Annotated in this window: 22 protein-coding genes; 12 read left to right on the top strand and 10 right to left on the bottom strand. The window is 44.0% G+C overall.

Annotation, left to right across the window (positions count from 1 at the left end; translation table 11 throughout):
- Positions 1 to 40: 40 nt before the first annotated feature.
- On the bottom strand, positions 41 to 358 hold the full coding sequence (locus LRS05_RS04310; protein ID WP_257867197.1) for an HPF/RaiA family ribosome-associated protein: 318 nt from the start codon (positions 356 to 358) through the stop codon (positions 41 to 43).
- Between the two features lie 147 nt (positions 359 to 505).
- On the opposite strand from LRS05_RS04310, the gene LRS05_RS04305 reads away from it, so the two are divergent.
- On the top strand, positions 506 to 1,237 hold the full coding sequence (locus LRS05_RS04305) for a porin family protein (protein ID WP_257867196.1): 732 nt from the start codon (positions 506 to 508) through the stop codon (positions 1,235 to 1,237).
- On the opposite strand, the gene LRS05_RS04300 is transcribed toward LRS05_RS04305, so the two are convergent.
- Together LRS05_RS04300 and rpoN are read right to left on the bottom strand one after the other, a co-directional pair.
- The gene (locus LRS05_RS04300) at positions 1,232 to 1,846 is read right to left on the bottom strand and encodes a hypothetical protein (protein WP_257867195.1); all 615 of its coding nucleotides are present in this window, start codon (positions 1,844 to 1,846) and stop codon (positions 1,232 to 1,234) included. The genes LRS05_RS04305 and LRS05_RS04300 overlap by 6 nt on opposite strands.
- Before the next feature lie 2 nt (positions 1,847 to 1,848).
- Complete coding sequence (gene rpoN / locus LRS05_RS04295; protein WP_257867194.1) at positions 1,849 to 3,318, bottom strand: RNA polymerase factor sigma-54; 1,470 nt, start codon at positions 3,316 to 3,318, stop codon at positions 1,849 to 1,851.
- A 163-nt stretch (positions 3,319 to 3,481) separates the two neighbouring features.
- On the opposite strand from rpoN, the gene LRS05_RS04290 reads away from it, so the two are divergent.
- The gene (locus LRS05_RS04290) at positions 3,482 to 4,288 is read left to right on the top strand and encodes a hypothetical protein (protein WP_257867193.1); all 807 of its coding nucleotides are present in this window, start codon (positions 3,482 to 3,484) and stop codon (positions 4,286 to 4,288) included.
- 81 nt (positions 4,289 to 4,369) lie between these two features.
- Here the strand turns inward: LRS05_RS04290 and asnS are convergent, their stop codons facing one another.
- Entirely contained in the window at positions 4,370 to 5,803 is a 1,434-nt protein-coding gene (gene asnS / locus LRS05_RS04285; RefSeq protein WP_257867192.1) for an asparagine--tRNA ligase, read from the bottom strand.
- Between the two features lie 361 nt (positions 5,804 to 6,164).
- On the opposite strand from asnS, the gene LRS05_RS04280 reads away from it, so the two are divergent.
- The 6 genes from LRS05_RS04280 (at position 6,165) to LRS05_RS04255 (ending at position 12,523) form a co-directional block, all read left to right on the top strand.
- Positions 6,165 to 7,340 (top strand): MFS transporter, encoded by a 1,176-nt coding sequence (locus LRS05_RS04280; protein ID WP_257867191.1) that lies wholly within the window; start codon positions 6,165 to 6,167, stop codon positions 7,338 to 7,340.
- 98 nt (positions 7,341 to 7,438) lie between these two features.
- A complete protein-coding gene (locus LRS05_RS04275) occupies positions 7,439 to 10,879 on the top strand; it encodes a hypothetical protein (RefSeq protein WP_257867190.1) in 3,441 nt (1,146 codons plus the stop codon).
- Positions 10,880 to 10,922: 43 nt separating this feature from the next.
- A complete protein-coding gene (locus tag LRS05_RS04270; RefSeq protein WP_257867189.1) occupies positions 10,923 to 11,438 on the top strand; it encodes a hypothetical protein in 516 nt (171 codons plus the stop codon).
- Between the two features lie 40 nt (positions 11,439 to 11,478).
- Positions 11,479 to 12,042, top strand: a complete 564-nt coding sequence (locus LRS05_RS04265; protein ID WP_257867188.1) for a hypothetical protein — start codon at positions 11,479 to 11,481, stop codon at positions 12,040 to 12,042.
- Positions 12,039 to 12,359, top strand: a complete 321-nt coding sequence (locus LRS05_RS04260; protein WP_257867187.1) for a DUF1905 domain-containing protein — start codon at positions 12,039 to 12,041, stop codon at positions 12,357 to 12,359. The genes LRS05_RS04265 and LRS05_RS04260 overlap by 4 nt, the downstream gene beginning before the upstream one ends.
- A complete protein-coding gene (locus tag LRS05_RS04255; protein WP_257867186.1) occupies positions 12,332 to 12,523 on the top strand; it encodes a YdeI/OmpD-associated family protein in 192 nt (63 codons plus the stop codon). Before LRS05_RS04260 ends, LRS05_RS04255 begins: the two co-directional genes overlap by 28 nt.
- 4 nt (positions 12,524 to 12,527) lie before the next feature.
- On the opposite strand, the gene LRS05_RS04250 is transcribed toward LRS05_RS04255, so the two are convergent.
- The 4 genes from LRS05_RS04250 to LRS05_RS04235 form a co-directional block, all read right to left on the bottom strand.
- Complete coding sequence (locus LRS05_RS04250) at positions 12,528 to 12,914, bottom strand: YegP family protein (RefSeq protein ID WP_257867185.1); 387 nt, start codon at positions 12,912 to 12,914, stop codon at positions 12,528 to 12,530.
- Between the two features lie 113 nt (positions 12,915 to 13,027).
- Positions 13,028 to 14,614, bottom strand: a complete 1,587-nt coding sequence (locus LRS05_RS04245) for a S41 family peptidase (RefSeq protein WP_257867184.1) — start codon at positions 14,612 to 14,614, stop codon at positions 13,028 to 13,030.
- Positions 14,604 to 15,053 (bottom strand): dCMP deaminase family protein, encoded by a 450-nt coding sequence (locus LRS05_RS04240; RefSeq protein ID WP_257867183.1) that lies wholly within the window; start codon positions 15,051 to 15,053, stop codon positions 14,604 to 14,606. Before LRS05_RS04240 ends, LRS05_RS04245 begins: the two co-directional genes overlap by 11 nt.
- 18 nt (positions 15,054 to 15,071) lie before the next feature.
- Positions 15,072 to 15,662 (bottom strand): HupE/UreJ family protein, encoded by a 591-nt coding sequence (locus LRS05_RS04235; RefSeq protein WP_257867182.1) that lies wholly within the window; start codon positions 15,660 to 15,662, stop codon positions 15,072 to 15,074.
- Positions 15,663 to 15,823: 161 nt separating this feature from the next.
- On the opposite strand from LRS05_RS04235, the gene LRS05_RS04230 reads away from it, so the two are divergent.
- Positions 15,824 to 16,255 (top strand): TerB family tellurite resistance protein, encoded by a 432-nt coding sequence (locus LRS05_RS04230; RefSeq protein ID WP_257867181.1) that lies wholly within the window; start codon positions 15,824 to 15,826, stop codon positions 16,253 to 16,255.
- Between the two features lie 168 nt (positions 16,256 to 16,423).
- Here the strand turns inward: LRS05_RS04230 and fbp are convergent, their stop codons facing one another.
- Positions 16,424 to 17,434: a class 1 fructose-bisphosphatase gene (fbp, locus tag LRS05_RS04225; RefSeq protein WP_257867180.1), complete on the bottom strand. Its 1,011-nt coding sequence runs from the start codon at positions 17,432 to 17,434 to the stop codon at positions 16,424 to 16,426.
- A 115-nt stretch (positions 17,435 to 17,549) separates the two neighbouring features.
- Here fbp and LRS05_RS04220 point away from each other — a divergent pair, with 115 nt between their 5' ends.
- The 3 genes from LRS05_RS04220 to LRS05_RS04210 are packed head-to-tail and all read left to right on the top strand — an operon-like array spanning position 17,550 to position 19,735.
- Entirely contained in the window at positions 17,550 to 18,023 is a 474-nt protein-coding gene (locus tag LRS05_RS04220; protein ID WP_257867179.1) for a GNAT family N-acetyltransferase, read from the top strand.
- Positions 18,024 to 18,025: 2 nt separating this feature from the next.
- Positions 18,026 to 19,288, top strand: a complete 1,263-nt coding sequence (locus tag LRS05_RS04215; RefSeq protein ID WP_257867178.1) for an aspartate kinase — start codon at positions 18,026 to 18,028, stop codon at positions 19,286 to 19,288.
- Between the two features lie 3 nt (positions 19,289 to 19,291).
- Positions 19,292 to 19,735, top strand: a complete 444-nt coding sequence (locus LRS05_RS04210) for a nucleoside deaminase (protein WP_257867177.1) — start codon at positions 19,292 to 19,294, stop codon at positions 19,733 to 19,735.
- A 539-nt stretch (positions 19,736 to 20,274) separates the two neighbouring features.
- Here LRS05_RS04210 and LRS05_RS04205 read toward each other — a convergent pair.
- A complete protein-coding gene (locus LRS05_RS04205) occupies positions 20,275 to 21,567 on the bottom strand; it encodes a phenylacetate--CoA ligase family protein (protein ID WP_257867176.1) in 1,293 nt (430 codons plus the stop codon).
- Between the last annotated feature and the right edge of the window lies 1 nt (position 21,568).

The following is a 21,568-nucleotide window of genomic DNA, read 5'->3' as shown; positions in this document are numbered from 1 at the left end:
AAAAAAGCCCTGTGGGGCTTTAAGATCATCTTGAAAAAGATTAATGTTGCTGGACTTTGCCAAGTGAATGCTCCAAGGCATTTTTCAATTTTTTGATTGCGCCGGAAACAGCTTTTTCAATCGTATCACTGTGGTTAACAACCGCTACAGGAGCCAGTCCGCTTAGCCTTGCCTCAAGCATGCAGCGCTTATCGTCAGTTCCTTTTTTTTCACCGCTGTTTTCATCGCCCAGCTGTACCTCAAGGCGTGTTATCCTTTCATCATATCTCCTGAAAGCTTCTTCAAGCACTCCTTCAAAGTAGGTCTTCATACGCTCTTTACCTTCAATGTGATTGTCAGTATTGATTTCTATCAGCATAATATTTCATTTTAGTTTATACCCAAATTTACGAATCATTTTGCCCGTATCAGAGTTAATTAGTAAAACATTTACAACCTAAAGATGGCATTGCCAGATAAGAGTTACGTGAAAGTTTTGCATATTTGTATAGTTAAAAAAACCGATATGAATTTGCGCCGTTTTTCTTTTTTGCTGCTGCTTTTATCATCAATTACAGTCTTGGCGCAAAATGAGATTCAAGAGCAGGAAGGGCCTGTAAAACTTGACAGTGTACCTCAAACAGCCGACCCATTATACCGTGAAGACCAAATCTATGCTTCTATATCATACAATCTTGTACAGGGAAAGCCCGAAGGCTATAAACAAAATTCGGTTTCAACGGGGGTAACGTTTGGGGTATTACGCGATTTTCCTGTAAACCCTGCACGCACTTATGCCATTGCTGCCGGGCTTGGGTATTCTTACAACAACATAAAACATAATTTATTAGTAATTGAAAACACATCCGGCAACACCTATACTATCCAGCCTGAAAGCAATTTTGGCCGTGATAAACTGGTTTTGCATTACCTTGAATTACCTATAGAATTCCGGTGGAGGAATTCAACAGCTACAGACCATAAATTCTGGCGCGTATACCTTGGTTTCAAACTGAGCTACCTTTTGTATGATAAAGCGCAGTTTGAGGATTTTGAAAATGTTGCAAAACTGAAAGTGAAAGGTGACAACAACGTTAATAAATGGGTATACGGCGCTTATATCTCTGCCGGATGGAACACCTGGAACCTGTATGCTTACTATGGCCTGAGCCCAATTTATAAAGACGCGGTTACAGACACAGGCGAAAAGCTAAAGCTGAACTCGCTTAACCTTGGACTGATGTTCTATATATTATAATGTAGGCATAAGCCAGATAAACCACAACAATATCTGAGGAAGAATGCCTAACAGTGCCCCGATTGCAACTTCACCCAGGTTATGTTTGCCGGCTATAAGCCTTGATGTTGCAACGGTACCAGCCATGATAATAAGAAAAATAATTATTCCTAAAAATTGTATATGATAATAAGCTGAAAGCCCAATCGGCAACATTACCAATGTAGTGATGCCTAACGTATGGATACTTGCTTTTATATTGACGATTGCCAGTGCCAGAGCGCCAATAAGACTGAACAGGCAGCCTAAAAAGTAATAATATAGCTCAGGCACTACAAGCAGGGCGAGGCTATGCCGTAGCAATATTAGTAACAACACGGCGTAGATAGCCAGCGGGAGTCGGCGTTCTCTCTTGTTTACCATTTTTGATTTAAGCAAACCGAAAGACCTCAACAAGTAGAACAATGAAATAGGCAGCAATATGGTAAGGATGAGCACCTGAATGAAAATCAGGTAAATCTCGTGCTTATAAAAAAAGTTGTGCGTTGCCGTAAAGTACAGCAGCGTGGCATAAGACGGGATAAGCAGCGGATGGAATAAAAATGAGCAAAACCTGAACAGCCTTTGCATGGCTATATCTTTTTACGCATTCGCGCCACCGGAATATCTAACTGCTCACGGTACTTGGCAATGGTACGGCGCGCTATTGGGTAGCCTTTATCTTTAAGTATGTCGGCCAGCTTATCATCAGGCAGCGGCTTGCGCTTGTCTTCCTCTTCGATAACTGTCCTGAGTATCTTCTTGATTTCGATGGTAGAAACATCTTCTCCCTGGTCATTCTTCATGGCCTCGCTAAAGAAGTCTTTTATCAACTTGGTTCCGTATGGTGTCTCAACATACTTACTGTTGGCCACTCGTGACACGGTTGATATGTCAAGCCCAATCATATCCGCAATATCCTTTAATATCATAGGCTTCAGCTTGGCCTCATCACCGTCAAGGAAATATTCCTGCTGGTAATGCATGATGGCATTCATAGTCACAAAAAGCGTTTCCTGGCGCTGGCGTATGGCATCTATAAACCATTTGGCTGAGTCAAGCTTCTGCTTTATGAATTGCACGGCATCTTTCTGGGCGCTGCTTTTGTCGCGGCTGTCTTTATAGCTCTGCAGCATTTCCTGGTAGTCCTTGCTTACATGCAGTTCCGGAGCGTTACGCCCGTTCAGGGTCAGTTCCAGTTCACCGTCTACAATCTTTATGGCAAAGTCAGGCACCACATGCTCAATAGGCTTGGCATTGCTCTCATACGCCCCGCCCGGTTTCGGGTTCAGGTGCTCAATCTCGTCAATAGCCTTGCGTAGCTGTTCCTGCGTGATGTCATAGCGTTGCAGCAGCTTATCATAATGCTTTTTGGTAAAGGCATCAAACTGGTTTTCAAGAATGTCAATAGCCAATTCAACCGACTGTGTAGGCGTTTTTGCTCTTAATTGCAGCAACAGGCATTCCTGGAGGTCGCGCGCGCCAACACCAGCAGGTTCAAGTTGATGTATGATGTGCAGAATGCGTTCAACAGTTGCCTCATCGGTATAAATGCCCTGCGTAAATGCCATATCGTCAACAATATCGGGGATGCTCCTTCGGATGTAGCCCATATCGTCAATACTTCCTACCAAAAACTCGGCAATTTCGCGTTCGTTTTCAGCAAGTATAAATGTATTCAGCTGGTCCGTAAGGCTTTGGTGGAAACTTACGCTTGCGGCAAAAGGCATACTGCGGTCTTCGTCATCATCGCTATAATTGTTAGCCTGAAGCTTGTAGCTTGGTGTTTCGTCATCGCTCAGGTATTCGTCTATATTGATCTCATCGGCATCAATGCGCTCGCCTTCATAATCATCATAGTCGTCATAATCATCCTGAGTATCAAACTCATCCTTTTCGTAATCACTTTCTTCGTTACCACTCTCCAAAGCAGGATTTTCAACCATCTCTTCCTTAAGGCGTTGCTCAAAAGCCTGCGTCGGCAATTGTATCAGCTTCATCAGCTGTATTTGCTGCGGAGATAATTTCTGTGAAAGTTTTAATTGTAAATTCTGCTTTAGCATAGTACGGAACGCTCAATATTTGTAAGCATAAAAGTACGAAAACACGCAGGAGTTTGGAAAGGTTTTTAGATAAAATTATAAACCGTACCATTATCAGCAAATCATTTAACGGCCATGATGTAACATATTGACTCCTTATGTGTCCAATACAAAAAATATCCATATGAAAAATTTTATATTCAGTCTTATACAGCTTTCGGCAGTATTGTTTTTTTCAGCATTTACCATTATTAATTGCCATGCACAGGAGCTTGAACTGGACAGCGTGCAGATAAAAATGATTAAATCACTTGGGCACGAACAGCTTCAATTAATGATAGAGAGGCAGATTAGTTATTCATCTGCTGAGGATCAGGCAAAATTTAAGCATGCTACAGAAATATTAAAGCTTGAAAATCCTGCTGTAGAGACTGTTGTCCTTAAAAATAAGACTGTAAAATTTATCCCTATATCCCACGCGGCACAGAAAAAATTTTATGAAAACCTCTCAAAAATTATAAAAGACCATAAAAAAGAGGGATATGTGGTTTTTTATGAGCAGATGAAAGCTACGAAAGCCTCAAGTGAAGTAGATACATTACGGCTGAAATTCAGGAAGATCTTACCGGTCGAGCCGACGCGAAAAATGTTTTCTCTGATAACACTTGCATACCCTGATGTTATTGCACAACCTGAATATGACCAACTTGGAATTACCGATAAAGATGTAAATGCCGATATTACTATAGCAGAATATATTGCACAGTATGAAAAATTATACGGGCCAATAAAACTAGAGCCTTGCGATTTTGAAACCAAACCCGGCGCAGGCAAATGCAAACAATTACAAAACAACCTGGATGCAATAACTATAGACTTTAGGAATACTACTGTTGCCAATATGATTAAAGCCTCAAAAAACAAGAAGATTTTGGTGGTATACGGGGCACAGCACATTCCGGGAATCAAAGAACTTATACAAAAACGGTAAAGTTGGCATTTGCCTTTATTATAAAAGCTTTCACAAGACCTATCATAAAAAAGCCTTCCAGTCAGGAAGGCTTTTTTTAGTTTAAAACTCTGCGTTTTGCGGTGTCCTAGGGAACGGAATCACGTCACGGATGTTGCCCATACCGGTTACAAAAAGCACCAGTCTTTCAAACCCAAGGCCAAAACCGCTGTGTACTGCCGTACCGAAACGGCGCGTATCAAGGTACCACCAAAGCTCTTTCTCGTCAATGCCCAGGTCGGCTATTTTTTGCTGTAGCACATCAAGGCGCTCTTCCCTTTGTGAACCGCCTACTATCTCACCAATGCCCGGAAACAAAATATCCATGGCGCGGACCGTCTTGTTATCATCGTTCAGCCTCATGTAGAATGCCTTGATCTTTGCAGGATAGTCAAACAAAATTACCGGCGATTTAAAATGTTTTTCCACAAGGTAGCGTTCGTGCTCGCTTTGCAGGTCGGCGCCCCACTCCTCAATGATATAGTTGAATTTCTTATTCTTGTTCGGCTTGCTGTTCTTGAGGATATCGATGGCTTCGGTATAGCTCACGCGCTTAAAGTTGTTCTCCAGCACGAAGTTCAGCTTATCAAGTAAGCCAAGCTCACTTCGCTCTGCCTGTGGCTTTTGCTTCTCTTCATCAGCAAGGCGCTGGTCAAGGAATTTAAGGTCGTCTGCACAACGATCCATCGCAAATTTTATCACGTATTGAATGAAATCTTCAGCAAGGTCCATGTTGGCATCAAGATCGTTAAAAGCAACCTCAGGCTCAACCATCCAGAACTCGGCAAGGTGGCGTGATGTGTTGCTGTTTTCCGCACGAAAAGTTGGACCGAAAGTATATACCTGGCCCAGTGCCATAGCATAGGTTTCTGCTTCAAGCTGGCCTGACACGGTAAGGTTGGTTTCTTTCCCGAAGAAGTCCTGCTTATAGTCTATCTTGCCTTCTTCGTTAAGCGGCGGATTGCCTACAGGCAGTGATGTTACCTGGAACATCTCTCCGGCACCTTCGGCATCGCTGCCCGTGATTATCGGCGTATTTACATACACAAAACCTTTCTCCTGAAAGTATTGGTGTATGGCAAACGACAGTACAGAACGTACCCTCATGATAGCGCCAAACACATTTGTACGTACACGCAGGTGGGCATTCTCACGGAGGAATTCCAGTGAGTGCTTCTTAGGCTGCATCGGGAATTTTTCGGGGTCGCTGTCGCCCAGTATCTCAAGCTCTTTTACCTGTATTTCATATTTCTGGCCTGCGCCCTGGCTTTCGGTAAGGTTGCCTTTTATAGCTACTGCTGCGCCGGTTGTAATGCGCTTAAGGGTTTCGGCAGGCGTATTTTCAAAGTCAACAACACACTGAATATTATGAAGCACGCTACCGTCATTAAGGGCTATGAACTGGTTATTACGGAATGTACGTACCCATCCTTTAACCATTACATCGTCAATCGGCTTCGTGCTGTTCAGCAGGTCTTTAACTTTTGTGTGTTTCATTTTGAATAGAATTAATGCAAATGCCTGCAAATATAGTAAAAGTCTCAGGCAAAAGTCAAAGGCTGAACGGCAAAAGTCAAAAGCCAAAAGTTACAGGCCAAAAGCCTAAAATTGTTAGAGAGTAGTATGCCAGCATTAAGTGTAAGGTGTGGTTTACCGGCGGGGATAAACGTAATCAATTATTTTTTACGATGAGTACGGTTTTTCCGTAAATTTTAGTATAGTTGAAAAGTCGTAAAGTTGAAAGTTAGCTTCACCCCCAACCCGAAATTCGTAACCCTATAACTCGTGCCATAACTTTTAACTTTTAACTTTAAACATTTAAACTTTCTAACAGCAACGCCTACCTTTGCGCCGCGTTATGGCAAAGACTCCCCATCCTATTTATAATCTTCAATTCATGCTGGTTTGCATGAGCTCGCTTTTGTTCTCGGCAAGCTTCAACATGCTGGTGCCGGAACTGCCTGGCTACCTCAGCAGTCTTGGCGGCGCTGAATACAAAGGCCTTATCGTGGCATTGTTTACCCTTACTGCGGGAATATCACGACCATTTAGCGGACGCCTTACCGACACCGTTGGCCGTGTGCCCATAATGGCTTTCGGGAGCATTGTGTGTTTTGTGTGCGGATTTTTATACCCGGTTCTCGGCACTGTCGCGGGATTTCTTTTGCTGCGTTTATTTCATGGATTTTCTACAGGATTTAAGCCGACGGCTACTGCGGCATATGTAGCCGATATTGTCCCGGCCGGGCGCTGGGGTGAGGCATTAGGCTTTCACGGTCTGGCGTTTAGCACGGGGCTTGCTATTGGGCCGGCTATTGGAAGCTATATTACACTTCGATATAATATTAATGTATTATTTTGGTGCTCATCGGCTTTTGCATTGTTGTCAATCCTGATTCTGCTCAACATGAAGGAAACGCTGCAGGCAAGACAAAAATTCAGTTTGTCACTGCTGAAAATCTCCCGACGTGATATCATTGCGCCCGAAGTACTTCCGGCGGGGATCATCACCTTCCTTGCCTATGCATCTTATGGTGCAATATTAACCCTGATACCTGACTGGACGGCTCATTTGGGCATTGCCAACAAGGGTATTTTCTTTGTGGCATTCACTGTAGCTTCTTTGCTCATTCGGTTCGTAGCGGGCAAAGCAAGTGATAAATACGGCCGCCCGAAAGTCATTACAATAGGCCTTGCTGTGATGGCGCTTTCGCTAGCGATTACAGGACTTGTACAAACGCCGTTTGGGCTTATGGCGGGTGCTGTGGTATATGGTATTGCTACAGGAATTGTCTCTCCCGCTGTTAACGCCTGGACGGTCGACATGAGCCATCCTGAGCACCGTGGTAAGGCTATGGCTACCATGTACATTTCACTTGAAGCCGGTATTGGTTTGGGCGCACTATTTGCAGGCTGGTATTATGCCGACTTTATCGATCGCTTCCCTACCATCATGTATTCTTCAGCAGTGATTACGGTTATTGGGCTGGTATATATGCTGTTTAAAGCACCAAAATTCCAAAAGACAAATTAAAAATAACAAAGCTGGAGCACAACTGAAACTGTGACTGCGACTGTTAACTATTAGTTCGTAATACACTACTTTTGCGGTTTTAGAGTTATAGTGTAACGATGCTGAAGAAGTGGCTTTTAGCGGTGTTTTTATGTTGTGTTTCCGTGGCTTATAGCCAGGAGATCACTACGCCGTACAAGCTGCGCAAAGTCCCCCCGGTAAGCGATACCATCCGGATTGACAACGTAAGCATCAACAAGGCGTTTTTCAAACTCCAGGACCGCGACGGAAAAAATATTGACACCAGCTATTACAAAGTAGATTTCCGCAACAGTACGCTGGTATTCCGCAATGGGTTTACTCCTACAGACACCCTTACAATGCGTTACCTTAGCTATCCTGAATACCTCACTAAAAAATACGGTGTGTATGATGATAGCCGCATGGTGAGTAATGAATCGGGCACGGAAAGCCTGTACCGCGTAAACAGCCGCGATTTAAATACCTTCAGGCCATTTGACGGGCTCACCACATCGGGCAGCATCACGCGTGGAATAACTGTGGGCAACAACCAAAATGCCGTGGTAAATTCAAACTTAGATCTTCAAATCACCGGTAAATTATCAGAAAAAGTAAGCCTTCGTGCCTCTATACAAGACAGTAATATTCCCTTACAGGAGGGGGGCTATTCCCAAAGGCTTGACGAGTTTGACCAGGTATTCATAGAACTTTTCAGCGATGACTGGAATATCCGCGCAGGGGACCTTTTCCTTGAAAACAGACAGTCGCGTTTCCTCAATTTCAGCAAAAAAGTACAAGGGCTGGCAGCTTCAGTGGCATTCGGGAAGGAGTCTAAAACCACCATATCTGCGGCAGCTGCGCTGGTAAGAGGACAATATGCCAGGAGCAGTTTCATTGGCCAGGAAGGGAATCAGGGCCCATACAAGCTGCGCGGGCCTAATAATGAGTTATATGTGTTAGTGATTTCGGGGTCAGAGCGGGTGTTTGTTAACGGGATACTGTTGGAACGCGGTGAAAACAACGACTATATCATTGATTATAATGCCGGCGAAATCATCTTCACAACGCTGTTTCCTATCACGTCTGAAATGCGTATTAATGTGGAATACCAGTACAGCGAGCGTAGCTATACGCGTTTTGTTACCTATGGCGGCGTAACGCACGAAGCAAAAACATGGAGCCTTGGCGGATATGTATATAGCGAAAATGACGTAAAGAACCAGCCGTTGCAACAAAGCCTTTCACCGGAACAGATAGCCGTCTTGCAGGCTGCGGGCGATGATATTACCCAAATGACAGCGCCATCAGCTTATCTTGACAGCTATTCTGAAAATAAGATTTTGTATCGCCGCGTATCTCAGGGAGCTGGCTACATTTTCATCTATAGCAATGACCCTAATGATGAATTATACAATGTGCGCTTCTCACTGGTTGGCCAGGGCAACGGGAATTATATACTTGCAAGTACTGCCGCTATCGGGCGAATTTACCAATATGTTGCGCCGGTTAACGGTATCCCGCAGGGAAATTATGAGCCTGTAATACGGCTTACCCCTCCGTCTAAGATTCAAATAGCTACCGTATTGGGTAAGCTCAGCCCTAATGAAAAAACGTATATAGACTTTGAAGGCGGAATCAGCAATAACGACCTTAACCTCTACTCATCGCTTAATGACAGCGACAATGAGGGCCTTGCAGGAAAAATCAACGCCCGCCAGCGCTTATTTACTACCGATAAATGGAATATTGACGCCTTTGCCAACTACCAGTTCATACAAAAGGAATTTCGCACTATTGAACGCCTCTTCAACATTGAATTCGACCGTGACTGGAATCTTAACGGTGTGGTACAGGGCAACGGCAACCAGAGCTACCTCGTATCAGGGGCAACATTTAAACGATTGGGCAGCGGACAGGTAGATTATCGCTTAGAGAAGCTGGACTTCAGCAATGCATTTACGGGGACGAGGCATGTAATTGACGGCAGGATGGCTTTCAACAAATTGCTCGTGCAGAACCGCGGCAGTTGGCTGAAGAGTGACAGTGATTATGCCGCATCAGAATTTATACGAAATGAAGCCATAGCCAAACAACACTTCGGGAAGAACTGGGCAGGTGCAACATTACGGCTTGAAGATAACCGTGAGCGCCTGAAAGAAACAGGCCAATTTTCAGCACTCAGCCAAAGGTTTACAGAGTTTGGCGCTTTTGTGGGGCGTGGTGACAGCACAAAAGTTTATGCCGAGCTGGGCTACCTGCAGCGTGCAAACGATAGCGTCGTGAACGGATTGCTTCAAAAAGTGAATACTTCTAACTCTTATTACCTTAAATCACGACTGCTGCAAACGGATAAAAGCGATCTGACTGTCTTTATCAATTACAGAAGGTTAAAGTTTGAAGACCCTGCGCTGAAAGATGAGCCATCACTCAACTCGCGCGTTTTGTACAACGACAGGTATTGGGACCAGCTGGTGCAGGTGAGTACGGCCTACGAAACCACATCAGGCACGCTGCCGCAGCAGGAATTTACCTATCTCGAAGTAGAGCCCGGGCAGGGTGTTTACACCTGGAATGATTATAACGGCAACGGCATACAGGAACTGCAGGAGTTTGAAGTAGCGCCATTCCCCGATCAGGCGAAATATGTACGCGTATTCCTGCCCAACCAGATTTTCATCCGCACGCACCAAAACAGGTTTTCACAGTCGGTTACCCTAAACGCCAACCAATGGCAGAACGAGAAAGGCTTTAAAAAGTTCCTCTCGTACTTTTACAATCAGGCATCTCTCCTCATCGACAGGAAGATTGAGCGTACAGGAGATAATTTTGATTTGAGTCCGTTTACAGGAAAAGAAGACAACCTGCTGGGCCTTACATCAAGCATACGCAACAGCCTGTTTTACAACCGCGGCAAGCAGGACCATTCAGTCATCTACACCTATATCAATAACCGCGGCCGCAGCCTGCTCAACTTCGGTAACCAGGAAAACGCCAACAGCTCTCACCAACTGCAATACACACACCTGGTGCAAAAAACATGGCTGTTTAATGCGTTGCTGCAAACTATAGATACAGAAGCTTATACAAGGCTCAACCAAAACCCGAATGAAGACCAGAGCCTTTCACGGAATTATGAGGTTGAAGGTTATATGGCAGGGCCAAAGGTGTCATACATCTTCTCGCGCAATGCCAGTTGGGACTTGTTTTATGAATACCGCAGTAAAGAAAACATGATTACCGGGCGCGAGCAGTTGTCGCAGCAAAGGCTGGGGACATCATTCAGCTATGCTTCAGAGAAGTCGTTTACCGCGAATGGTGAATTTTCTTTTTACAAGAATGACTTTACCGGTAATGCGCTCTCCCCTGCCGCATACCAGATGCTTGAGGGCCTCCTGCCGGGGCAAAACCTTACCTGGCGCCTGCTGCTGCAAAAGAACCTTACGCAATACCTTGACGTAAACGTAAACTACCAGGGGCGCAAAAGCGAAACCAGCAAGGCAATACATACCGGCAGCGTACAGTTGCGGGCCTATTTTTAGATTAAACATAAAACCCTATATTTGAGGCTAAACATTTTTAATTATGAAACTTTACAATATCATAAAAATAGCTGTCCCTGCATTGATGCTGGCGCTTACGGCAGCATCATGCAAAGAAGAAGCCAACGCCGCCGATAAGATTAAAGACGGCGCCGTTGCAACATCGGCCAACACTCCTGAAGAAGATGAGCAGGCAAAGCAAGTTGCCGCTGCTAACCAGGCTGCTGCCCCTGATGTTACAACAGCAAATGGCCAGCAGGTAATACAAGAGTTTAATGTACCCGCCCCTGCCCCTACCGCACCGGGCATGAACCCTCCGCATGGGCAGCCGGGACACCGCTGTGATATTGCCGTTGGCGCTCCGTTGAGCTCAGCGCCTGCCAAGCCAAAAGCAACACCACAAGCCTCTGCACAAATACAGCCTGCAGAATTCGCTCCACCGGCTGTGAAAGATGCCGCTGCTACGGCAAGTGTTGAAACGCCACCGGGTATGAACCCACCACACGGCCAGCCGGGCCACGTATGCTCTGTTGCTGTAGGTGCGCCACTGCCAAAATAATATCAGGCGATTTAGCGTTGTACCTCAAAATGCTGACATTATGAGACTGTACCTGCTATTCTCTATACTGGTCCTTTCGGTTGTTTGTCATTCGCAGGAGCGCAAATATTTCACCAGGTTTAAGCCTAGTGAATATGTGTATGGCATACAAACTTTTGGCTGCGGGTGGGGCAAACCTACTGACAGCCTTAAAATCGAGCTCAATATCCTACAGACGAAAGTTGTAAATGGAATGGAATGCACATCATTTGAGCTGAAACATAAAGGAGACAAAGCAGTATTTTGGATTGGCATTAAAGACAGCATGATGTATACCTTTGAAAGAAACAAGCTGAAAAAGCCTGTGAAGATGTTTAATTTTAAACACGATATAGGCGAACTAAAAAGCATTCCTTTTTTTCCCTTTGCAAAAGAGAATGAAGTGGCTGAGTCCTTTACAATTGAAGGAGATAAGTTTTTCAGAATTTATGACTCTAGGTTCAAGGGGCTAATGTTGGGAGGGCTGAAGTTTTACTTCTTCTACATTTCTCTTAAACGCGGCTTATTCTTTGAAGTGACAAGTCCTGATCATGAATTGACATATTCTAACCTCGACGAGATATGACGAGAGGCCTTATCCATAACTTCAAAGCTACTATATACAAAACTGGAATTAATGCCGCGGTTGATGTGCCGGTGGATGTTACACAAGGCATGGTAGCAGACAAAGGTTATATCCGGATAAAAGGTACAATCAATAATTTTGCTTTTACGCAAACGCTGGTGCCGGTGAAAAATGCACCCTACCGGTTGTTTGTAAATATACCTATGCTGAAGGGCAGCAATGCCGAAATTGGACATATCGCTGAATTTGCCATTGAACAGGATTTTACAAAAAAGAAGACTACTACCCAATGGTGCCGCAGCTTGAAAAGCAGCTGAAAGCAGAAAAACTTACCGATGCTTTTGAAGCGCTTACGCCAGCGCGGAAAAAGGACATTCTGAAATATCTTGGCTACATTAAAACTGAAGCCACGTTGAAAAAGAATATTGACAAAGTGATCACGCAGTTATTGCAAAAGAAAACTGACGTCAGGGTACCGTGATGCCTTAAGCCGGCGCAACTATTTCTTCTTCTACAGTTTTCGCCTCGTCAGGAAATATGAATTCGTTTTCAGAAAAATCTAGAATTTCAGCAACGGGTACATATTTTTTAATTTCATCAATTCCCTTCTTCAGGAGGAGCTCGGTTGTATATTTACGGCTGGTAGCAAGCACAAGTCCTTCTTTAGAAATCCGAAAGAAAAACTTACCTGATGAAGCAGTGTTTCTGGTAAAGGCAAACTGTTCCAGATTTTCCTTCATCCCGGCAATCATGCGTTCGCAGTCGCTTTTTTGGCTGCAGCTAATGCTTGTAAATATGGTTTTTCCTTTCCGCGATGCAAAAATAAATTTGTATTCACCATTGTAACGTTTACTTATTACAAACGTACCCATAGACCTGTTGCTATTATTAATTGATTTCGTGATTTCAAATCTAATTAAAATAGCAATGTAAGCAGCGATGGATGTTTTACGTTATGAACAATTATTTAAAACGCTGCAAAAAACTATTCTGCTGTCTGTACCGGATTGGCAATAGCCTTTATCATAGTGTCTTCTTTCAGTATTAACTGGTAGTAGGTGTTCTCATTCACTACCTGCCTTACAAACTCTGCCGCGAGAAAACGCTTTATTTTATCTTTATGTTTTTCAAGCTTAAACATAAGGCCGTTTTTACTGAGGTATCGCCCAAAAGCCTTAAAGTATTCATCGGTTCCGGTAACTTTTTCCGTAAGCTGCTGCGCATTCATTTTCTGGAAACCGGCCCTGTCTTTATCCAGCTGCTCAAATACAAAGTAGCTTACAAATCCGCTTTGCATTACGAGATTGATAGCCTCATCGCCATGCTTGCTTTCTATAGGCACGAACTTGTCAGGAATGATGCCTCCGCCGCCATACACAACGCGACCTTTTACAGTTTTAAACTTAAGTGTGTCTGCTATCTTAATACTGTCAGCAGCGTATAGTTCACCGCTTTCATATCGTTTTTCAAATTCGTTGAAGTACTCTTCACCGCCTTTGTCATAGCTACGCTGTATGCTCCTGCCCGATGGAGTATAATACCTGGCCACTGTAAGCCGTACGGCACTGCCATCACCCATAGGCATTTCTCGCTGCACCAATCCTTTACCAAAAGACCGCCTGCCAACTATTGTACCCCGGTCATTATCCTGTATTGCCCCGGCGAGAATTTCGCTGGCGCTGGCGCTGTTTTCGTTTATCAGGATAAAAAGCTTACCGTCTTCAAACATTCCGCCCGAAGTTGCGTAGGTTTTATCTTCCCTGTTTTTCTTGTTTTTGGTTTTTACGATGAGCTGCTTGTCTTTCAGCAATTCATCAGCAATCTCGACAGCCATTTCAAGATAGCCGCCGCCATTATCCCGCACATCGATGATTAAGGTTTTCAGGCCTTGCTGTTTAAGTGAAGCCAGGCCTTTCTTAAATTCATCATACGTAGTTTCTGCAAAGCGGTTTATTTTAATATAGCCGGTTCCGCCTCCAATCATAACTGCTGCATCAACACTTTTAATTGGCACCACATCTCTTGTTAATGTAGTGTTAAATACTTTCCCCGTGCTTTTTCGGAATACAGTAATTGGCAGCTTGCTTCCTTCAGGCCCTTTCAGTTTTGCGAAAAGCGAATCATTCGGTAATTTCCGGCCAAAAAGTTTAGTATTTTCGGCTTTCAAAATTCTGTCGCCCGGTTTTATACCTGCTTTATCACTTGGGCCGCCGGGAATAGGCTTTATCACAGCCACCGTATCATTATACATGTAGAAATTAACGCCAATCCCTACAAAGTCGCCCTTCATGCTTTGCGCCACTTCTTCCATCTCATCTTTAGCGATGTATACAGAATGCGGGTCGAGTTTCTCAAGGATGCTGTTTACCGTAAGGTCTACTATTGAGTCGGCATCCACATCGTCAACATACTCACTTTCAATAAAATCTACAAGTTTGTTGAGTTTGCTTTTACCTGAAGTTGATATCATTCCGCGCTGGGGCGCCGGAAAATTGAGGAAACTGCCAAGCGCCACTCCTATCGCCAGGGCGATGCAGATGAGCAGGGGCAGGTATGTTTTTTTAAGGTTCATTCGTAAAATTAATGGCACTGTCAGGAATACAATCGACAGCCACACCGGCTTTTTTCAGGAAGTCAATACCCGACATGTCTTTGTAACCCTGTTGGTACACAACGCGTTTTATGCCGCTTTGGTGTATCAGCTTACTGCAGTCTTTACATGGTGACATCGTAATGTACAGTGTTGCTCCTTCGCATGATTGCGTTGACCGGGCAACTTTAAGTATAGCATTAGCTTCAGCATGAAGCACATACCATAAAGTAAGGCCGTCAGGGTCTTCGCATGTATTCTCAAAACCCGACGGAGTGCCGTTATACCCGTCAGATATTATCATCCTGTCTTTTACAATAATTGCGCCAACTTTTTTGCGCTGGCAATAAGAAAGCTGGCCCCATTCTGCGGCTATTCGCAGGTAAGCGGTATCATACCGGTTTTGTTTATGTTCTTCCATGATGAATGCAAAGATAGGCTATTGCCAGATTTCACTGCCAATGATCATCGGGATAATGATGCCGGCTATAAATGAAGATGTTACCAATACCCAGTCCCGCTGCGACACACGGAAGAAGTTCTGTACTATCCATGAAAGTATCAGCACAACGAGTACTACAATTATCTGCGCGGCTTCAATGCCCAGGGCAAACTCAAGCAATGGCAGCAATTTGTCATTGGTATTGGCGTCAAGCACTATTTTAAAGTAATTGGAAAAGCCCAGGCCGTGGATAATCCCAAAGAAAAGCGTACCGAAAGCCGCAACATTTATATTATCTTTCTTTGCGCCTTTGTTGGGACGGAAGAAGTTGTAAACTGCTGCTGCTAAGATTGTTATTGGTATAAGGAATTCTATAATTTCTGACTGGATGGTGATGACACCGTAAACCGACATTATGAGCGACATTGTATGCCCTATGGTAAATAATGTAAGAAGTACCAGCAGCGTGCGCCAGTGTTTAAAGGTGTAGGGCACCGTAAGCGCCATAAGGAACAAAACATGGTCATAGCCCTTAATATCCAGTACATGGGTAAGGCCTATGTTAAAATACAACCAAAAATCACTCATGGCGGCTGCTTTTTTATATGAGCCGTAAACTTACATTTTTTTATTTAATTCTCATATCGGTTGATGTTTCCATAAGGTAAATTGTACTAAAAAATCGGCAAAATATTATCGTATGCCGAAAGTTACATTTATATTTGTGATGAATTTTTAACATAAACGACATGTCGATTTCAGATTTATTTGACAGCGGATTTAAAGACAGGAATAAAGGCCACTTTTCAGCAATTGTAAGGGTTGCCATGGAGAACGGCCACCTTAGTACAGAAGAAAGGCACTTTCTTGACAAGCTTGCAAAAGAGCTTGAAATTTCTCAGGAAGAATATACGGAAATTCTGGAAAACCCTTTCAGATACCCAATCAACCCGCCACATCTTTACGTGCAAAGGCTTGAGCGCCTTTATGACCTGAGCCGGATGGTATATGCCGATCACGTACTGGGCCCAAAACAAAAAGAGATACTTACACGTTTTGCACTTGCACTTGGCTTCACGCCGGGCAATGTAAGCTATATTGTAGACAAAGCATTATCACTGCTGGTAATGGGAGTTGACAGCGACACTTTTGTATACGAAATGCAGCATATGAATAAGTAGTGCTTAGCCAAAAGGCAGAAGCCACAAGTAATAAAAAATCCCCGACAGTTGTTGGGGATTTCTTATTACGACGAATTTCACGAATGGCACTAATTAATCAAAATTGGTGTAATTAGTGGATGAAACTATTTGAGTGAAGCTAACTTTCAAACCTTACAACTTTAAACTTTAAACCTGAGCTTTGCTCATAAACTCCTCCGCCTTTTCTACCATATTGTAGCTTCCGCAGAAGAACGGTACGCGCTGGTGAAGCTCAGTCGGCTGTATTTCCATAATTCGTTGGAATCCATCTGATGCCTTACCGCCTGCCTGCTCTGCAATAAAAGCCATCGGGTTGCACTCATATAACAGCCTTAGCTTGCCTTTAGGCGCCTTACTACTGGTTGGGTATATATAGATACCGCCCTTTATCATATTTCGGTGAATATCGCTTACCAGGCTGCCTATGTAACGTGAGGTATACGGCCTGTTTTCTTCTTCACGCTGGCAGTACTTGATGTAGTCTTTTACACCTTGCGGAAAATGCACGTAATTGCCTTCATTTATCGAATAAATGTTTCCATCTTTCGGGAACTGAAGGTTCGGGTGGGAGAGGTAGAACGTGCCTATGGCGGGGTTCAGCGTAAAGCCATTCACGCCATTGCCTGTAGTATATACGAGCATCGTAGACGTGCCATATATAACATAACCTGCCGCAACCTGGTTTACACCCGGCTGAAGGAAATCCTCAGTAGTTACAGGTGTGCCAACAGGTGTTACCCTCCTGAATACCGAAAATATAGTACCTACGCTTACATTTACATCAATGTTTGAAGAGCCGTCAAGCGGGTCGATGAGTACGACATATTTATTGTTATGGCAGCCATCCTGGCCCTGGACCGTGATGAAATCGTCACTTTCTTCAGAGGCAATACCACACACAATCTCACGATTTATCAGCGTCTGCATAAAAATTTCATTGGCATATACATCCAGTTTTTGCTGGTCTTCACCCTGAATATTCTGCTCGCCGTATGCCCCGATTATGTCTACCAGCCCTGCCTTATTAACCTTGTAATTTACTACTTTGGCAGCCAGCCTGATTGAGTTGATAAGCCTCGAAAGCTCACCCGAAGAGTATTTAAAATCTTCCTGTTTTTCAATGATGAACTCGCCAAGGGTCTTGTTTCTTTCTTCCATTACGAAAACGATATAGTTGTGTTGAGGGCACAAATATCGAAATTTTTGTGATACCATAAGTTAATTTTATGTGATACCTCATTTGCTTGTATTTTTGCAGGGAAAATCTGAATCTATGATCATCCGGAAAGGTGTTAAAACCGACATGCCGGCGGTACTGGCATTAATAAAAGAACTTGCCGCATTTGAAAAAGAGCCTGAAGCAGTAGTGGTGACGGTTGACGAACTGCTTCGCGACGGGTTTGGCGATAACCCTTTATTCCATACATTTGTTGCTGAGCGTAATGGTGAAGTGATTGGTATGGCGCTGTTTTACTACCGCTACTCTACCTGGAAAGGTAAAACAATCCATCTGGAAGACCTGATTGTGAAAGAACAATTTCGCGGAACGGGAGCAGGCAGCGCACTATATCGGGAAGTGATAAAGTTTGCTTCAGAGCAGAAAGTACGGCGGGTAGAATGGGTGGTGCTTGACTGGAATACCCCGGCAATACGATTCTACGAGAAGTCGGGCGCTACGATACTAAATGACTGGCGTACTGTACAGATGGACGAAAAAGGAATGACACAATTTACGATAGACCTATAAAAATGAAGGTATTTAAGTTTGGCGGGGCATCAGTAAAAGATGCCGACGGTATTAAAAATGTATTTGACGTACTGCAAAAGGTGGGGCATGATGATGTGCTGCTGGTGATATCAGCTATGGGCAAAACCACCAATGCTCTTGAGGTAGTGATTAAAAGCTATTTTGATAAAGGCGCTGATTTGCAGGCATCTGTTCAGGAAGTAAAAAAATACCACAACCAGATTTTAATGGATCTTTTTGAAGAAGAAGACCATGATGTGTTTGCTGCTGTAAATAAGCTGTTTGCCGACCTGGAGCAATTCCTGAAACAGAACAAATCACCAAACTATAACTTTGTGTATGACCAGATTGTGAGTTTCGGGGAAATCATTTCGACTACCATAGTTAGCCATTACTTTAACTATCGTGGGCTCAAAAATCAGTGGATTGACGTGCGCGAACTCATCAAAACTGATAACAACTACCGTGATGCAGGCGTGAACTGGGATGTGACGCAGAAGAACATCAGCAAAGGCGTGAAGAAGAAAAACCTGAACATCACGCAGGGTTTCCTCGGGTCTGATGAGAACGGGTTTACCACAACACTTGGCCGCGAAGGGTCTGACTATACTGCTGCCATCTTCGCGTATTGCCTTAATGCAGAAAGCGTTACCATATGGAAAGACGTACCGGGTGTGCTCAATGCTGACCCTCGCTATTTCGAAAATGCAATTTTACTCAACCAGATATCGTATCGCGAAGCCATTGAGCTTGCATTTTACGGCGCAACGGTCATCCACCCGAAAACACTGCAGCCATTGCAACGAAAGGAGATTCCGCTTTACGTGAAGTCCTTCATCAACCCGCTGCTGCCGGGCACAAGTGTAAGCAAAGGCGCTGATTTAGAGCCGCAATCATCATGCTACATTGTAAAAAAAGGGCAGTTGCTCATCTCGCTTTCATCGCTTGATTTTTCATTCATCATGGAAGAAAATATCAGTGAGATATTTGCCTTGCTGCACAAATACAAGATGAAAGTGAGCCTGATACAAAATTCGGCCATCAGCTTTTCGGTGTGCGTAGATGATAAGTTTGGCAACTTCAGCGAACTTAAAAGCATCCTTGCCAAGAAATTTAAAGTGACCTATAATGAAAATGTTTCATTGTACACTATCCGCCATTTTACTGAAAAGTCAGCAAATGCGGTAGCGCAGGGAAAAGAGGTGCTGGTGCGCCAGGTAAGCCGTGAAACAATGCAGATTGTTACGAAGGAAACAGAAGCATAAGACATGGAAAATATCTTCACTGACGATTATTTCATGAAAAAGGCTCTGGACGAAGCGCATGCGGCTTTTGAAAAAGGCGAAGTTCCCGTGGGCGCAATCGTCGTGGCAGGCGACAAGATAATAGCCCGGACACACAACCTTACCGAACTCCTCAATGACGTTACTGCGCATGCCGAAATGCAGGCGATAACCTCAGCGGCTAACTTTCTCGGTGGGAAATATTTGACGGGATGTACATTATACATCACGCTGGAACCCTGCCAGATGTGTGCCGGGGCGCTGTACTGGAGCCAGATAACCAAAGTGGTTTACGGCACAGCCGACAATCATCGGGGCTACCGGGTTATGGGCGGCAAACTCCATCCTAAAACGGTTGTGGTAAGCGGCATCATGGCGGAAGAATGTGGTAATCTGGTGAAAGATTTCTTTAAGCAGAAGCGGAAATAGGCGTTATTCTTTTTGATAAAATCTACCATACAGGTTTAACACAATTTAACAGGAACCTTACAAGAATAACAATTTGCTTGAATTTACTTTCCCTTGCGTTCAAGATGAAGGAAAGCATTAACGTTTTTTTATGTTAAGGAAATAATCGATAAACGGTCGATTTTTGAAAGCGTTTTGTAACGATGCTTACAAACAACGGTTGTAATTTTGCAGAGTGGATTTGGGTATTAGGTTTTAGGTTTTAAGGTTGCGCCAGGTTTGAAATTTGTGATTTAATTATTGGAATTTTTGAAGATAAGTTTTGAAAGACGTTCTTGAAATTCTGGTTTAAAAAAAAATGAACAGGGATTTAACTGATTTAACAATCACCACAGATTTTGCAACGCGGATAATGCGAATACAGAGTATCTTGTGTTTTCAAATAGAATGAGGTTAGTTCACACAACGCTTTAACTTACACGTTTCGGACAGTGTAACTCTGACTGAAAACTAAAACTGAGACTGCGACTAACTTGTGGCTTATGCCTTATGGCTAATAACTATGAGCGCCTGTCAATAAAATTAACCGGTTTACGGCTCATGGGCGGGAACATGGTTTTGCCAAGTTCCTCGGGAGTGGTGAAGATAATCTTTGGAGTTACCCGGAGTTTTGCGCGGAAATGGTCTTTCACCTGCAGCATCAGTTCTTCGCTGGGGGTTTTGGTGGCGGCTTTGATGAGAATTTCGTCAGTACCCAAATCGTTAACTGATATTTCAATAATATGCCCTTCAATCTCACTAAAGGCATTTAGTAGATCGTTCATGGCCGGAGGGTACAGCGTGGTGCCTTTGTATTTTATCATTTGCTGCGTACGGCCTATAACCGGGCCTACGCGCATCGTGGTACGCCCGCACTGGCATGGCTCGTAGTGCAGCTGCACGATGTCGCCCGTCTTGAAACGCACTAGTGGCATCCCTTCAACGCCCAGGGTAGTTACTGTAAGTTCGCCGGTACCGCCATTTGATACAGGATTGTTTTTCTCGTCAAGCACTTCAGCAATGATAAGTTCGGGGTGGTGATGCCCGCCGCACTGGTATTCACATTCCGCAAAGGCAGTGCTCATTTCGGTAGAGGCATAGGTTGAGAAAAGCTTTATGTCCCACTTCTCCGTAATCTTCTGCGAAAGCATATTCATAGAAAAATCCTGGTTGCGCAATGGCTCGCCAATACATACCGCACCGCGTATGCCCGATGCATTATAGTCAATGCCATGCGCTTCGGCATACTCTATCAGCTTTAGCAGGAAAGACGGTACCGTGATTAAGTAGGCCGGTTTGTATTTGAGTATAGAATCCCATTGCAGTTCAGGTATGCCGGCACCTACGCGAATCACGCCAGCACCCATTTTGCGGAGACCGAGGAAGTAGGCAAGGCCTGCCATAAAACGGCGATCGATAGTTGTCATCAGCTGAACAACGTCTCCTTCCTGCACGCCTGAGCAGATGAAAGAAATGGCTTCGTTATATGCCAGGCGGTCAAGGTCTTTATCAGTAAGCCCAAACGTTACAGGCTTGCCCGATGTACCCGAAGTGGTAGTATAGTCAACAATTTTTGTTCGTGGAACACAAAGGAAATCATCATTGAATTCCTGCAAATGCTCTTTGGTAGTGACAGGAAGCTGCTGTAAATCTTCCAGCTTTTTTATGGATGCAACATCAATCCCTTCACGGTTAAAAAGCACTTTATAGTAGGGCGAATTTTCAGCAACATATTCTAAAGCCTCACGCAGGCGTACCTCCTGGTGTATTTTTATCTCGTGCAGCGGCGCTTTCTCTATGGAGGGGATGTTCATG

The sequence above is a fragment of the Flavobacterium sp. J372 genome, assembly GCF_024699965.1.
In the GTDB taxonomy this organism is placed as follows: Bacteria; Bacteroidota; Bacteroidia; order Flavobacteriales; family Flavobacteriaceae; genus Flavobacterium.
The sequence above is the reverse complement of the archived record's forward strand: the minus strand, read 5'-3'. Positions and strand labels throughout refer to the sequence as shown.